Here is a 14,089-nt window from a genome sequence, read left to right on the forward strand (position 1 = left end):
CAGGCTACCTTGTTTCCCAAACCTGCCTCAACCGAAGCATTACCCGCCGACTATTTGAAGCGGTTTTCCACTGAACACGATGAGATTGTCGGGCTCGGACGCGAACCAAGCGTAGCTTCCCCAAGCAAGGCTGCTTACGGTCCTGCGGAATGGTTGCCCGCCACGATCAAGAAACGCGGTCATGAAGGCAACATGCTGCGATGAGAATCCCGCGCCCTCGGCAATCTGCAACAGCGCAGCCTTCCGTGCGTCGTTGACCGGGCCGTCGGTATGGACGACTTCGACGAAAATGAGCAGCGGATGTGCAGGTCCAAGATCGACTAGCACGATATCCGGCAGACTCTTGTCAGCCGGGATCGTCAATCCGATCGCTTTGGCAAGATCATCATCACGCGCGACGACCTTATTACCGCTTTCGCTGAGCGAGATAACGCCCGGCTTCTGAAGAAACTTCTTCGCAAAGACTTCGATCACGGCCTTCGAAATGTCGGCGCTCGGTCCTGTCGACATGCGGCGGGTTTCTCCGCTAGGAAAGGTGACGAGCTCATATTCGCCGCCGCCGGCCGCGCCTTTGCGCACGATCGCGATGCGCGCCAACGCTCCCGCATTGAGATTGGTTTCGCGCCAGGCCGTCGCCTTGGCATGGAACGTCGCCTCATCCAGCTCCGGCGCGAAAAGAGCCGCGAAGTCGCTTTGCAGGGCATAGCGGCCAGCAGGCGAGGTTGTGGAGAGACCGGGACGTTCAACGACCGCCCCGTTTTGGATCAGCGCATAGCGGATCGTATCGTCACGGATGGATTCACGGGTGTTCACCGCATACCAGCGGCCCGGAACGTCGGTCTTGCTCGGTGTCATGGATAGCTTGATCCAAGCGTTGCGGGCAACGTCGTCCGTGAGCGCGGCCTGTTCATCGCTCATGCGGGTGACCTGATCGGGCCTGATCCAGCGATCGGCCCCTTCGACAGCGCCGGCGTACAGCATCACAAAGATGGTCTTGGCCGAGATCTCCCAGATTGAACGCTCCCGGTTGGCGGAGCCCTCAGGGAATATCAACGGAAGCCGCGCATGAATCCCATTCCATGCAAGCAGAGCAGGGAGGGTCATGCCTTTACTCCGTATAGCTCGCGTATGCATTGTTCGATAGCAGCCGGTGATGCGCCTTTTGCAATCAGCTCCTCCACCGGCGCCATCGCCGAGGCGGACGGCAGCGGGATGGATCCCAGCTCGAACGCGGAGACAGCCACGCTTCCACTAATGCAACGAAAAATCTGATCAACGATCCCGCTGTTGAGCATCGCTGCCACCGTGGCTGGTGAGACCTTGGCCGCGCCGGTCGTGCGAACCATGTTGAGATGGTTTTCGACCACCACGCCGCCATGGGCGTCAATAAAGGTTTGCGGCAGTTCAGCGGCGATTAAACGGCGCTCCTGTTCCTTGGCTGTGGTGCGTTGCACGAGGACGCAGCTGCGATCTACCACAAGCCAGTCGTCACCCGCGTCTGGCTTGAAATAGGGCGAGTGATTGCGCTTGTCGGCGCGAAAAACGAACCGCCCATCTGTTGTCACGGCTTCAGCCCATATCAAGGGGTACAGGCCTCGGCCCGCGCGATCCCTCATCTTTGGTTTGAACCTGTTCCATACCAGCGGCCCGGTAGAAACCCCATAGCCCCAGTCGGCGAGGCGCGAGGCCATGCCTTCAGCCGCTTTGATCAGATTGACATGAGCAGGCTCACGCGGCGCCAGCCACGGCGCTGACGCGTTTACGGGCAGGCCGACCTTGCCGTTCTTGGTGAGTCTAGCTTCACGCTCATTATCGACGTTCAGATAGTGGACCTGAAATCGCTGGCGGCTGCCGCCCTTCCGGTAGAGCGCGAGAAGGGTCTCTTGCAGCACGTCCTCGAACACGCCCCGTCGAGCATGCACAAAATCGATTGCTACCGGAGGAGCCTCATCCGCTAATAGTTTGCGCAGTGCACCGAAATATTGACCACCGAGCATGCTGGTAGGCGTCAGGTAGGCGATCACACCTCCCGGCCGAGTCCACCGCAAGGCTATATCAGTAAAAACCCCGTAGAGGTTGGCGTGACCATAGAGCCCACGGGCGAAGCGTGCGCGCTGCACTGTCGTGAGACTGATGCGGCCGTACGGTGGATTCCCAACCACCAAGTCATAAGACTCTTCTGGTACCTCTTCCAGCGTATCGCAGACCGTCACGAAATTCGGGATATCGCGCCCGCTGCTTGCGCGCAGGTCGGACAGGAAAATCTCAAGAGCGGCTTGGGATAGCGAGGCAGCGTGAGGGTCGAGTTCAAAACCTGACAGTCGGTTTCCGAGCTGAGCGAGGATAAAAGCAGGCTCGCTACCCTCCAACGAGCGCCTCATGCGGGCGGCGGATTCCAAAAGAAAGGCGCCGCCACCGCTAGCTGGATCAAGCACCCGGGCGGTCGCCCAGTCAACACCGCCTTCGCTCGCGAGATCGAGTAGGCGCTGCGTCAGCGCCGGCGGTGTGTAAAATGCCCCGAGGGCACTGCGCTCCTTGCCCGGCAGTAAAGTGGTGTAGAGGCTCGTCAGGAAGTGACAGCCTTCAATGACGGGCAGTGCAGCCGCTTCGCGGCCAAGCGACGCGGCGAGCTGACAGTCCGTGACGCTGAGTTTGCCGCGCGGCGTGATGAAGGGCGCGCTCAGGGTGATGCCGGGCGCGACGTGGCGGGCGAAGGTCTCGATGGCTACGCGTGCAAAAAGTGCGGCCTGGTTCGTGCGGCGATTCTCGGCGATCGTTTGCGACCATGCGCGGGCCACAAAACGCGTGCGCGCCAGTTCGAGGCGTAAGGCGTCCAAATCGACGTCTGCCTTAGCGGCTTGCGTCGTCGTTTGATGTGCGACTGACGTCATATGGCCCTCTTTTTGCTGGGTTTAAATGCACCGTAAACGCGTGATTGATCCATTGGAATTCCGTCGGCGATAATTGTCAGCGCTCCCGATCCGCAGAAGCGTTTGCTCACCGAGAATCGATGCGGTCGTCATGGCATTGTTCCACTGATGTCCAAAGCGCCAAAGCGGACGATCGCCGTGTAAACCACGCTCGCAATGGCGCCCAAGTATAACGATGGTCCATGCGCCTTTTTGCCGCTGGGTTTGGGCAGTAGCAAGCATTTGTTTCCATTATGTTCGCATATTGCTGAGCGACACTGTCCTCTCGGTACATATGTGGCGTCCTGCCTTAAAGGCGACCGCTCTCTTTTCCGCTGCGCTCCACCGAGCCACATACGGCCTCTCTTCCCTAGGTTTATCCAAGAATCTCCGGTGCGAACGGCAGTTATTAAGTTCTCAGGCTCGCAAGCTGCCCGACCGCAATCGGCCAACACCAGAAGCAACTTCTGGATCGGACAGTTAGGTTGAAACGGCAGCGAATTTGACTGCGATCAGGGTAATCCTTCTCGAAACTCGCCCGGCCGTTATCCTCTATCGCTCGCATTGCGGCCGCTCGATTTCGACGGCTTCTGCGGGACGCTGCTTCCGTGTTCGCTCCACCAAGCGGTCAGTGCTTCCATCATTGGCCCGAGGGCGCGAGCTTTTGATGTCATTTCATATTCGACGCGCGGAGGCACCTCTGCGAACACCGTGCGCGATATTAAGCCATCAGCCTCGAGTTCGCGTAGCTGTGCGGTCAGCATGTGCTGCGTGATCCCCGGAATTCCCTTTCGCAGCTCCCCAAAGCGATAGATCCGCTGGTGGAGCAGCCACATGATCTCGAGCTTCCATTTGCCCGAGAGCATCGCGAAAGCGCGCCGCATCTCATTCTGCATCGTGAAGTCATTTTCCGGCATTGGTCAGTATTTCCATACTTAGTGTCAAAAATTCATCCTACTTGCGCTGATTCATCATAGGCCTCAAATTCTATACATGCACGCGGCTGATGGAGCAATCGGTCGCGGCGCAGAGCCTGCTTTTTGACGAGCAATCTCGACCATGAGGAAGAATTTGTGGCCGCCATTTATACCTATTGGATCAGCACCGCTCTTTTGTCGGCGCTCTATCTGTCATCCGCATTTCTGTACCTGATGAAGCGGGACTTCGTCCGAAAGGCCCAGGCCGACCTAGGCTATTATGCCGCCCATCTGGTGCCGCTAATGATCGTAGTGAAGATCCTCGGGCCGGTCGCGATCCTCTCGCGCGTCAACGTGCCGCTCAGCGATCTCGCCTATGCCGGCATACTCTATCACCTGATCCTGTCCGGAATGGCCCATCTCGGGGTGCGCAGTTTCAAGGGCGCGCTGCCCGCCGCCATCGGCCTGGTTCTCCTCGCCGCATCGTTCGCAACGCAGAACACCGCTCGCGACGTGCCTTCACCCTATGCGCCAGCTGCTGTGGCGCCTCGCTAAAACTTGAAAAATTGGAGATGAACATGGGACGACTAGACGGCAAGATTGCCATTGTAGCTGGCGCAGGCCGCGGGATCGGCCGCGCCACCGCAAAGCTTTTCGCGGCGGAGGGAGCGAAGGTTGCTGTCCTGTCGCTGACGCCTGCGAATATCGACGCTGTCATCGCCGATATCGAGGCGAAGGGCGGTACGGCGCTCGGGGTTCAGTGTGACCTCAGTGACGGCGAGCAGATCAAGGCTGCGGTGGCCAAGGTCGTCGCGGCTTGGGGCGGCATCGACATCCTCGTCAACAATGCCTTCGATCCCTCGGCGGCCCTGTACTCGGTCCTCGACCTGTCGGTCGAGACGTTGCAGCGCAACTTCGACATGGGACCGATCGCCTATCTGCGCATGATGCAGGCAGCCTATCCGCACCTCAAAGTCAGCCCGGCCGGCCGCATCATTAACCTGGGCTCCGCCGGCGGCCTCCTCGGCATGGTGGGCTACGCGCCCTATGGCATGGCCAAGGAAGCTGTCCGCGCGCTCACACGGGTGGCCGCCCGCGAATGGGGCGCCGACGGAATCACCGTGAACAATGTCATGCCGATCGCCGATACCTTCGGCAGCGACAGGCCGCCCTTGCCCAATGTGTTCGATCGCAATGGATCGCCCGAACAGGACATCGCGCCGGTCATCCTGTTTCTCGCCACCAAGGATGCGCAGTTCATCACTGGCTACAGCCTGACGCCCGACGGCGGCATGATCATCGACGGCGCACGCTGAGCCGACGGACCTGCAAAGGCCGCATATCGAAGGGCTTTGCGGACCCAGCGAAGGACGTTGATTCCTTTTTCCGGAAGGCCCGGCCTCGCTTCATCCAATTCATCACTTTGACCCTTGAGGAACCCCTATGGCCGTACTTCCCGTCACATCGTTGCTGGCGGCCGCTTTCGCGGTCGCACTCGTCGCTCTTTCATTTCCGATTTCACTGCGCCGTATGAAGGTTGGCGATATGGTCGGCGACAGCGCCGATGACGTTCTGCGCCGACGTATCCGTGCGCAGGGCAATTTCATCGAATATGTTCCACTTGGACTTATGACCGTCGCGCTGGCCGAGGCTCAAGCTGCACCCTTATGGCTCGTCTTGACGATTGCGACGATGCTGGTCCTCGGCCGAGCGTTGCACGGGGTTGGCATGCTGACTGCTTCGGGGCCGGTGCGCGGCTTCGGCATGATCTTCACCTATCTGGCGTTGCTTTGCGCTGCGGGAGGCTTGATCGTCAACGTCGCGTTATGACTGCTCCCTAGGATGCCGCGCCGATGGTTGAAATCGTAGAACTCGCGTTCGATCGGTTTCGTTTCCGCCGAAGCGCGTGGACCGTGCCGACGGTGCAGTCTGTCGCGCCGCCTCCGAACTTGCTCCACCGCTGGTCGGCCGCCTTCGCGATTTAGCGCTAGCGCGGTTGAGGGCGTTGCGGCTGGCGCTTGCCCGCTGACTGATGCGATCGCGCAAATGCGCGGATCGATCTTGGCAGCACTGATGATGAATCTGTCCCTGGCGCAGATGCCGATCTAGGCGATAAGGTGGCATTGGATGCTTTCCCACAGGAACATCTGCATCAGGCAGCTTTCCCGTCGGCACCTCCTAAAACCGGAAGGACCGCTACCGGCCAAGCGGCGCCGCGAGAAGCGCAGTTCGTTCGATGACGGCGAAATGCCGTCGCGCTCATCGTCCGCTGTAAGGCTCATCTCTTCGGGTTCGCGCGCCGATCAGCACCCGGGGCATGTTTCCTCGTTCACGAACTGTGAGAAAGACGAGGTAGGGAAGCAGGAAACCCGCGCCTCCGAAAAAGGCGATGAACGCGAGGAGCAGGGCGATCGCACTGAATCCATTCCGCCAAGCCGTCCAAAGCGCAGAGAGGATGAGAAAGCAGAGAAAATCGAGGTTGAACTGCCCGGGCCATCCCAGCTTCGCCACGTCTCCGAAAAAGATCGGTAACAATCCAAGGCCATGGCGGGAAATGACTACAGCGGTGTAGGCGGCCAGCGCCAGCCAAAGGATGATCAAAAAAGTGCGAAACGACCCCATCGACGACAATCTGCCACGAGAATGATGCTGCTGCAATCGCGGCTTTGAGTCCGCGACTGGATCATGCCAAATTTCTACTTTCATGTGACGATGGCTTACTCGCCGCTGCGCAACGCAGGTGTTGCCATAGGCAAGATGGATTTCATGCCGCACATGGCCCGTCACCAAGTCGCGCCCGAATAACGACCGTCGAGCAGGCTCCGGCCTGTGACCGCGGGCTACCCCGTTATAGCGGCGATTGCCCGTTCGAGCTCGGCAATCCTGAAAGGTTTGCGAAGAACTGGCCGGCCATCAAATTCAGCCGCCATGATCGTCGCATCTCCGCTCGTCGCTATGAAAGCCTTCCCGGCATCGCTCAACGCGGCAGCGACCGCCTCGCTCGTTTTGCCATCGGCAAGGTGAACATCCAATATTGCGAGGTCGAAATCTCGCTTCGCGACGAGATCCAGCGCCTCCGCGACGGTCGCTGCGGTTACCACGATCTCGTGTCCAAGCACGTCGAGATACCCCTCAAGCATCATCGCCACCAGCGGATCGTCTTCTACAAGAAACACCCTTATCATCATCCGTCCCTCATAGATCCGAAATCTGCAGCGCTAGTGTCTTCGATCACACGTCCCGTGCCCCTACCTTTCGTCGCGCTCAAAGTTCCACGCCGAGATGCTGGGCCACGGAGAATATGTCCTTGTCCCCTCGTCCGCACATGTTGACGATGATGATACTATCTTTCGGCATCGTCGGCGCGATCCTGGCAACGGCGGCAACGGCGTGACTGGGCTCAAGCGCCGGGATGATACCCTCTGTTCTGCAAAGCAGCTGGAACGCCTCGAGCGCTTCGGCGTCGGTCGCGGAGGCATAGTCTACCCGTCCGATGTCCTTGAGCCATGCATGCTCGGGGCCGATGCCGGGATAATCGAGGCCAGCGCTGATCGAATGCCCTTCGACGATCTGCCCGTCGTCATCCTGCAGCAGATAGGTCTTGTTGCCGTGAAGAATGCCGGGACGCCCGCCGGCCAGTGACGCGGCGTGTGCTTTGTCGAGGCCATAGCCGGCGGCCTCGACGCCGAGCATCTTGACCATCGGGTCGTCGAGGAACGGGTGAAAGAGACCGATCGCATTCGATCCGCCGCCGATCGCGGCGACCAGGAGATCGGGTACGCGGCCGGCACGGGCCAGCATCTGGGCCCGCGCTTCCCTTCCGATCACGCTCTGGAAATCGCGCACAAGCTCCGGATAGGGGTGGGGACCGGCTGCGGTGCCGATGATGTAGAAGGTGTCCTCGACATGGGCGACCCAGTCGCGCAGCGCCTCGTTCATCGCGTCCTTGAGGGTCGCGGCGCCGGCCGTGACGGGCACGACCTCGGCGCCCAGCAGCTTCATGCGGAAGACATTGGGCGCCTGGCGCGCGATATCGGCGGCGCCCATATAGACGACGCAGGGCAGGCCAAAGCGCGCGCAGACGGTTGCAGTAGCCACCCCGTGCTGGCCCGCGCCCGTTTCCGCGATGATGCGGGTCTTGCCCATCCGGATCGCCAGCAGGATCTGGCCGACGCAATTGTTGATCTTGTGGGCGCCGGTGTGATTGAGTTCGTCGCGCTTGAACCAGATCTGAGCGCCGCCGAGCGCGGACGTCAAGCGCGGCGCGAAGTATAGCGGACTGGGACGGCCGACATAATGTTCGAGCAGGTCGTCGAACTCGGCCTGGAAGGCCGGGTCGCGCTTTGCGGCTCGATATTCGCGCTCCAGATCGAGGATGAGGGGCATGAGCGTTTCGGGGACGAAGCGGCCCCCGAATTTCCCGAAATGACCCGCTTCATCCGGCTGCCCACGCAAGCTGTTCGGAATATGACCAAGATCGTCGGATGGTTGTGGAGACCGCGTCATGTCGGTGCAATCCCGGCAGGAGACCCGCGCGAGGCGCCGCCGCACAGAATTCTGGCGAGCGCCTCATGGGGGCGGGTAACGCTCGCGAGACCGGTCCGGATTCTCGACCGGCGCATCAATAGCCCATCAGTGCGAGCACTTCCTTGCGGCTCCGCTGGTCGTCGAGGAAGCAGCCGAGGAGCCGGCTCGTGATCATGCCGACGCCGGGCGTGCGCACGCCGCGCCCGGTCATGCAGCCATGCTGGGCGTCGATCACCACGGCGACGCCGTGCGGACGGAGATTGTCCCAGATGCATCGGGCGACCTCGGCGGTCAGCCGCTCCTGCACCTGCAGCCGGCGCGCATAGCCGTTCAGCACGCGCGCGAGCTTGGAGATGCCGACGACGCGGTCGCGGGGGAGGTAGGCGATCGACGCCTTTCCGGTGATCGGCGCCATATGATGCTCGCAATGCGACTGGAACGGGATGTCGCGCAGCAAGACGATCTCGTCATAGCCGCCGACCTCTTCGAAGGTGCGCGAGAGATGCACCGCCGGATCCTCGTCATACCCTTGGCAATAATCCTTCCAGGCACGCGCGACGCGCTTCGGTGTGTCGAGCAGGCCTTCGCGATGAGGATCCTCCCCGACCCAGCGCAGCAGCGTCTCCACCGAAGCGAGAACCTCGGGGGGTATCGCGCCGTCAACGGTGGGGCTGGAAGGGGGCACGTGAAGCATGGTCCTGGCCTCCTGACGGCGAAGTGTTGGCGTTCCGGGAGGGGAGGAGAGGGAGGTGGACCGCCGGATCGGCGCATGCCCGAGCGCAGCATGGCGTCGCAACATGTCCCTTGGGGCAGATCGCCGGTTGGAAGCCCGTTTCGTGCACGAACCTCGGGTGAGCCCCGGAACGCAGAAATGCCCTCCGCTCGCTTGACGAGGCGTGGCGCGGTGCGCGGCGGCTGGTGAATAGGGCGGTATGGAAATGCGGGGGCGGCGGTGGCCCGCCGCCCCCGGTCTGTCAGAAATCCATCGCCGGCATCGGCGCGGCCTTCTCTTCCTTCGGCAGCTCGGCGACGAGCGCCTCCGTGGTGATCAGCAGAGACGCGACCGACGCGGCATCCTGAAGCGCGGTGCGCACGACCTTCGCGGGATCGATCACGCCGGCCTTGACGAGGTCCTGATACTCGCCGGTGGCGGCGTTGAAGCCCCAGCTATACTCCTCGCTTTCGAGGAGCTTGCCGACGATCCATGCGCCGTCCTCGCCGGCATTGTCGGCGATCTGGCGCGCCGGGGCGCGGAGTGCGCGGCGGACGATGTCGATGCCCGACTGCTGGTCGTCGTTTGCGGCCTTAAGGCCTTCGAGCGCCTTCAGCGAGCGCAGCAGCGCGATTCCGCCGCCGGGCAGGATGCCTTCCTCGACCGCCGCGCGGGTCGCGTGGAGCGCGTCGTCGACGCGGTCCTTCTTCTCCTTGACCTCGACCTCGGTCGCGCCGCCGACACGGATCACCGCGACACCGCCCGCGAGCTTGGCAAGCCGCTCCTGCAGCTTCTCGCGGTCATAGTCGCTGGTCGTCGTCCCGATCTGCTGGCGGATCTGCGCGATACGGCCGTCGATATCCGACTTCGCGCCGACGCCATCGACGATCGTCGTATTATCCTTGTCGATGACGACCTTCTTCGCGCGGCCGAGCATGTTGATCGTGACGCTCTCGAGCTTGATGCCGAGTTCCTCGCTGACGACATTGCCGCCGGTGAGCACCGCGATATCCTCGAGCATAGCCTTGCGGCGATCGCCAAAGCCCGGCGCCTTGACGGCGGCGACCTTGAGCCCGCCGCGCAGGCGATTGACGACGAGCGTCGCAAGCGCGTCGCCCTCGATATCCTCGGCGATGATCAGCAGCGGCCGGCCCGACTGGATGACGCTCTCGAGGAGCGGCAGCATCGCCTGCAGGTTCGACAGCTTCTTCTCGTGAATGAGGATGTACGGATCGTCGAGTTCGACCTTCAGCTTCTCGGCATTGGTAATGAAATAGGGCGAGAGATAGCCGCGATCGAACTGCATGCCCTCGACCGTTTCGAGTTCGGTCGCGAGGCTCTTCGCTTCCTCGACCGTGATCACGCCTTCGTTGCCGACCTTCTCCATCGCTTCCGCGAGGATCTTGCCGACCTCTTCGTCGCCATTTGCCGAGATCGTCGCGACCTGCGCGATTTCGCTGTTCGCCTCGACCGTTTTGGCATGCGCTTTCAGGTCCTCGACGACGGTATTCACGGCAAGGTCGATGCCGCGCTTGACGTCCATCGGGTTCATGCCCGCGGCGACCGCCTTCGAGCCTTCGCGGACGATCGCCTGCGCGAGCACGGTGGCGGTCGTCGTGCCGTCGCCGGCCTTGTCGTTCTGCTTGCTCGCGACCTCGCGCAGCATCTGCGCGCCCATATTTTCGAACTTGTCGGCAAGCTCGATTTCCTTGGCGACGGTGACGCCGTCCTTGGTGATGCGCGGCGCGCCGAAGCTCTTGTCGATCACGACGTTGCGGCCCTTCGGCCCGAGCGTGACCTTCACTGCATTCGCAAGCGTATCCACGCCGCGCAACATGCGATCACGTGCGTCCGACGCAAATTTCACTTCCTTGGCAGCCATTTTGACCTCCTTCTTGCTGTCCTTTCAGTGGGTGATGAATAGGCGTTACGCCGCCTGCTTGAGCGCCTCGGCCTGCTCGATGACGCCGAGGATGTCGCTCTCCTTCATGATGAGCAGTTCCTCGCCGTCGATGCGGACTTCGGTGCCCGACCATTTGCCGAACAGAATCCGGTCGCCGGCCTTGACGTCGAGCGCGGCGATGGTGCCGTCCTCGGCGCGGGTGCCCGGGCCGACGGCGACGACTTCGCCTTCCTGCGGCTTTTCCTTGGCGGTGTCGGGAATGATGATGCCGCCCGAGGTCTTCTCCTCGGCTTCGATGCGGCGGACGACCACACGGTCGTGCAAGGGACGGAAATGCATGCATAACCTCCATGTTGCATAACGATATGATAAGCCGGCGCGCCTGTCCGGGACGCGCGGCGCCGATGAGCTAGGAAGCGGAATTTTTTACTTCAAGAGGGTCGGCGAAAATTTTTTCGCATTCGCGCCAGCGCAAAACAAATGCCCCTTATCAAGGGGCTGACACCTCTTGACTCGACTCGCTTCCTTTCCAAAATCTCTGGTCGCGGCAGCCTGCCGCACGACAGGAAAGGAAAGGCTACAAGGAAGGAGGCACGATCATGTCCGAGCCATTTTCCCGTTTTCTTCACCCCTTCGACGTGGCGCGTCACCCGAGCCTCGAGCCCGAGGTCAAGCGCGCACTTCTGGCATCCTGGGCATCGGACCACTCGGCGGTCCGCAACAAGCCCGCGCTCCGAAAGCCGCCCGGCGCGCGCCGCGCCGTGCCGATCGACGATGTGCTCGCCGCGCTCCGGTCGCTCGACGGCGGCGAGGCGCGCGCGCCATGACCGACCGGGCGCTGATCGCGCAGCTGGACGGCTATGGGCTGACAACCGCCGAGATCCATTATTACCGGCCCGATCATCCCTCGCTGCTCCAGCTCTTCGTCTGGCAGGACTATGATCTGCCGCCGGACTTCCCGGTGCTGTTCGATTTTCTTGCCATGTGGAGGCGCCAGATCGAAGCCGCCCTCCACTCGGTGCGGATCGCGCACCACGCGCTGATCGGGCCCGCCGAGTGGCGCGCGGCGGATATCGTCAGATCGCTCGATTAGCAGCAGATTTGGGCGCTTGCGGCGCGCGGAGGCGGTCGTCGGGTATCGCGCTTCCATGAAAAAAGGAGGCACGCTCCTGGCGTGCCTCCTTGTCTAGCTCAGGCGTTCTCGAGCGCCTTATTCTTCGGCGCTTCGATCCGCTGCGGCTTGTCGGCACTGCTGCCGATCTCGATCTTGCGCGGCTTCATCGCCTCTGGGACGACGCGGCTCAGTTCGATCGTGAGCAGCCCGTCGGCGAAGCTCGCGCGCCCGACCTCGATATAGTCGGCAAGCTGGAAGCGGCGCTCGAACGCGCGGCGGGCGATGCCGCGGTGGAGATAGGCGCGTGTCGCATCCTCCTCGGCCGGCTTGCCCGTGACGCTGAGCTGGTTCTGCTGCGCGACGATCTCGATCTCGTCGGCCTTGAAACCGGGCACCGCCAGCGTGACGCGGAAACGGTCGTCGGCGTCGCGCACGATGTCGAAAGCAGGAAAGCCGTCCGACGTCTCGCCGCGCTGCCCCTTCTCGAGCAGGTCGAAGAGATGATCGAAGCCCACCGTCGAGCGGCGGTAGGGGGTGAAGTCAAAATCGGTTCTCATTTCCAAATCCTCCTGATTGAAGCAATTCGGGCATGAGATGCGCCGGGACTTAGAGCCGGCGCTCTCTCTGTCCTAGGACGCGGAAAATCCCGCGTCCGGGAATGAGTTAGGAAAGCCGTTTTGCCGTTTCAAGAGCGTGGGGCCGCCCGGAAAGTCGACTGACGTGTCGCGGCAGCCAGCGCGGTTCCCGAACTTCGGGGCGCCTGCGGGCATGCGGGAAATGGCATCCAGTCTGCCCATTGGTGCAGCTTGGCGGCGAGGGGCAAGTCGGAGACATGCGATCAAGGTCGCGGGGCACGGTCGCCGCGAGGCGTCCTGTCCGCGGAGATTGCAATGACTGTCGAAGGGCCTCTGGTAACGTCTGAAATCGGGGATCGTTACTTAGATCCGGAGCCCGCCCCGTTTCCGGCGGGGCACCCCGCCGTGCCGGTCGACCGCATCGGCGTGCTTCTCGTAAATCTCGGGACGCCCGACGCGCCGACGAGCCGTGCGGTTCGGCGCTATCTCGCGGAATTTCTTTCCGACCGGCGCGTTGTCGAACTGCCCTCGCTGATCTGGCAACCGATCCTGCGCGGGATCGTCCTTGCCGTTCGGCCGCGGAAATCGGCGCGGGCCTACCGCGAAATCTGGACGTCAGAAGGCTCGCCGCTTGCAGCGATCACCCGCCGCCAAGCAAGGGCTCTTCAGGCTTCGCTGGGAGGTGACGCTGTGGTTGCGCATGCGATGCGCTATGGCAGCAGCTCGATCGCGGATGGCATCGACGCGCTTCTTGCGGCAGGATGTCGCCGCATTCTCGTTGCGCCTCTTTATCCTCAATATTGCGCCGCGACGACCGGGAGCGTTGGCGATGCGGTCCAGGCGCATATGGCGCGCCTGCGCTGGCAGCCGGCGCTGCGTGTCCTTCCGCCCTATTATGATGACGATCGCCATGTCGAGGCGCTGGCGTCGTCGCTCGGACGTGCGATCGGCGGCCTCGACTTTATGCCCGATACGATCGTCGCGAGCTTCCACGGCATGCCCGAGCGCACCCTTCGTCTCGGCGATCCCTATCACTGCATGTGCCTCAAGACCGCGCGTCGGTTGGGCGAAGTTCTGGGGAAGAATGTTATTCCGAGCTTTCAGTCGCGCTTCGGCCAGGCCAAATGGCTGACGCCGGCAACCGACATGATGCTCGAAACGCTAGGGCGCGAAGGCCGGTCGGTGGCCGTGATCGCGCCGGGATTCGCCGCGGATTGCCTCGAAACCCTCGAGGAAATCGCCATCCGCGGACGCGAGCAGTTCCTTGCCGCCGGCGGACGCCATTTCGCTTATGTGCCCTGTCTCAACGATAGCGATGTCGGGATGGATATGCTCGCCGCCCTGATAAGGAGCGAGCTTTCGGGCTGGCTTTGAGGGCTTTTGATTGTCGGGGCCGCGCTGCGCTAACAAGCGTCGCGCAGCCCCGACAGGT

At 62.1% G+C, this 14,089-nt stretch carries 17 protein-coding genes; 7 read left to right on the forward strand and 10 right to left on the reverse strand.

From position 1 onward, the window contains the following. Positions 1 to 39: 39 nt before the first annotated feature. The 3 genes from AC07U1_RS18455 to AC07U1_RS18465 form a co-directional block, all read right to left on the reverse strand. Complete coding sequence (locus tag AC07U1_RS18455; RefSeq protein ID WP_495177995.1) at positions 40 to 1,104, reverse strand: BsuBI/PstI family type II restriction endonuclease; 1,065 nt, start codon at positions 1,102 to 1,104, stop codon at positions 40 to 42. Next, positions 1,101 to 2,891, reverse strand: coding sequence for an HsdM family class I SAM-dependent methyltransferase (locus tag AC07U1_RS18460; RefSeq protein ID WP_495177994.1), 1,791 nt, complete (start codon positions 2,889 to 2,891; stop codon positions 1,101 to 1,103). The genes AC07U1_RS18455 and AC07U1_RS18460 overlap by 4 nt, the downstream gene beginning before the upstream one ends. A gap of 563 nt (positions 2,892 to 3,454) precedes the next feature. Beyond that, a complete protein-coding gene (locus AC07U1_RS18465) occupies positions 3,455 to 3,805 on the reverse strand; it encodes a winged helix-turn-helix transcriptional regulator (RefSeq protein ID WP_495197773.1) in 351 nt (116 codons plus the stop codon). A gap of 144 nt (positions 3,806 to 3,949) precedes the next feature. Between AC07U1_RS18465 and AC07U1_RS18470 the strand changes: the two genes are divergently transcribed. The 3 genes from AC07U1_RS18470 (at position 3,950) to AC07U1_RS18480 (ending at position 5,656) form a co-directional block, all read left to right on the forward strand. Continuing rightward, positions 3,950 to 4,381 carry a DoxX family protein gene (locus AC07U1_RS18470; RefSeq protein WP_495177992.1) on the forward strand — a complete coding sequence of 144 codons (432 nt, stop codon included), beginning with the start codon at positions 3,950 to 3,952 and terminating at the stop codon, positions 4,379 to 4,381. Positions 4,382 to 4,398: 17 nt separating this feature from the next. Next, a complete protein-coding gene (locus tag AC07U1_RS18475) occupies positions 4,399 to 5,142 on the forward strand; it encodes an SDR family NAD(P)-dependent oxidoreductase (RefSeq protein WP_495178469.1) in 744 nt (247 codons plus the stop codon). Positions 5,143 to 5,269: 127 nt separating this feature from the next. After that, positions 5,270 to 5,656, forward strand: coding sequence for an MAPEG family protein (locus AC07U1_RS18480; protein WP_495177991.1), 387 nt, complete (start codon positions 5,270 to 5,272; stop codon positions 5,654 to 5,656). Positions 5,657 to 6,085: 429 nt separating this feature from the next. On the opposite strand, the gene AC07U1_RS18485 is transcribed toward AC07U1_RS18480, so the two are convergent. Continuing rightward, a complete protein-coding gene (locus tag AC07U1_RS18485) occupies positions 6,086 to 6,448 on the reverse strand; it encodes a hypothetical protein (RefSeq protein ID WP_495197774.1) in 363 nt (120 codons plus the stop codon). Between the two features lie 90 nt (positions 6,449 to 6,538). On the opposite strand from AC07U1_RS18485, the gene AC07U1_RS18490 reads away from it, so the two are divergent. Beyond that, the gene (locus AC07U1_RS18490) at positions 6,539 to 6,631 is read left to right on the forward strand and encodes a hypothetical protein (RefSeq protein WP_495197812.1); all 93 of its coding nucleotides are present in this window, start codon (positions 6,539 to 6,541) and stop codon (positions 6,629 to 6,631) included. 35 nt (positions 6,632 to 6,666) lie between these two features. Here AC07U1_RS18490 and AC07U1_RS18495 read toward each other — a convergent pair whose 3' ends face one another. The 5 genes from AC07U1_RS18495 to groES form a co-directional block, all read right to left on the reverse strand. Continuing rightward, entirely contained in the window at positions 6,667 to 7,014 is a 348-nt protein-coding gene (locus AC07U1_RS18495; protein ID WP_136172898.1) for a response regulator, read from the reverse strand. 76 nt (positions 7,015 to 7,090) lie between these two features. Next, positions 7,091 to 8,332, reverse strand: a complete 1,242-nt coding sequence (gene trpB, locus AC07U1_RS18500; protein ID WP_495178468.1) for a tryptophan synthase subunit beta — start codon at positions 8,330 to 8,332, stop codon at positions 7,091 to 7,093. 115 nt (positions 8,333 to 8,447) lie between these two features. Beyond that, complete coding sequence (gene folE, locus AC07U1_RS18505) at positions 8,448 to 9,047, reverse strand: GTP cyclohydrolase I FolE (protein ID WP_136172900.1); 600 nt, start codon at positions 9,045 to 9,047, stop codon at positions 8,448 to 8,450. 280 nt (positions 9,048 to 9,327) lie between these two features. Continuing rightward, positions 9,328 to 10,947: a chaperonin GroEL gene (groL, locus tag AC07U1_RS18510; protein WP_495177988.1), complete on the reverse strand. Its 1,620-nt coding sequence runs from the start codon at positions 10,945 to 10,947 to the stop codon at positions 9,328 to 9,330. Positions 10,948 to 10,992: 45 nt separating this feature from the next. Further along, positions 10,993 to 11,307 (reverse strand): co-chaperone GroES, encoded by a 315-nt coding sequence (gene groES / locus AC07U1_RS18515; protein WP_495177987.1) that lies wholly within the window; start codon positions 11,305 to 11,307, stop codon positions 10,993 to 10,995. Positions 11,308 to 11,567: 260 nt separating this feature from the next. On the opposite strand from groES, the gene AC07U1_RS18520 reads away from it, so the two are divergent. Both AC07U1_RS18520 and AC07U1_RS18525 read left to right on the forward strand, forming a co-directional pair. Further along, the gene (locus AC07U1_RS18520) at positions 11,568 to 11,795 is read left to right on the forward strand and encodes a hypothetical protein (RefSeq protein ID WP_495177986.1); all 228 of its coding nucleotides are present in this window, start codon (positions 11,568 to 11,570) and stop codon (positions 11,793 to 11,795) included. After that, positions 11,792 to 12,061, forward strand: coding sequence for an usg protein (locus AC07U1_RS18525; protein ID WP_495177985.1), 270 nt, complete (start codon positions 11,792 to 11,794; stop codon positions 12,059 to 12,061). Before AC07U1_RS18520 ends, AC07U1_RS18525 begins: the two co-directional genes overlap by 4 nt. Before the next feature lie 98 nt (positions 12,062 to 12,159). Here AC07U1_RS18525 and AC07U1_RS18530 read toward each other — a convergent pair whose 3' ends face one another. Then, entirely contained in the window at positions 12,160 to 12,639 is a 480-nt protein-coding gene (locus tag AC07U1_RS18530) for an Hsp20 family protein (protein ID WP_495177984.1), read from the reverse strand. A 423-nt stretch (positions 12,640 to 13,062) separates the two neighbouring features. On the opposite strand from AC07U1_RS18530, the gene hemH reads away from it, so the two are divergent. Beyond that, positions 13,063 to 14,031: a ferrochelatase gene (gene hemH / locus AC07U1_RS18535; RefSeq protein WP_495177983.1), complete on the forward strand. Its 969-nt coding sequence runs from the start codon at positions 13,063 to 13,065 to the stop codon at positions 14,029 to 14,031. The last annotated feature ends 58 nt before the right edge of the window (positions 14,032 to 14,089 follow it).

This window comes from Sphingopyxis sp. GW821-FHT02C12 (genome assembly GCF_059421785.1).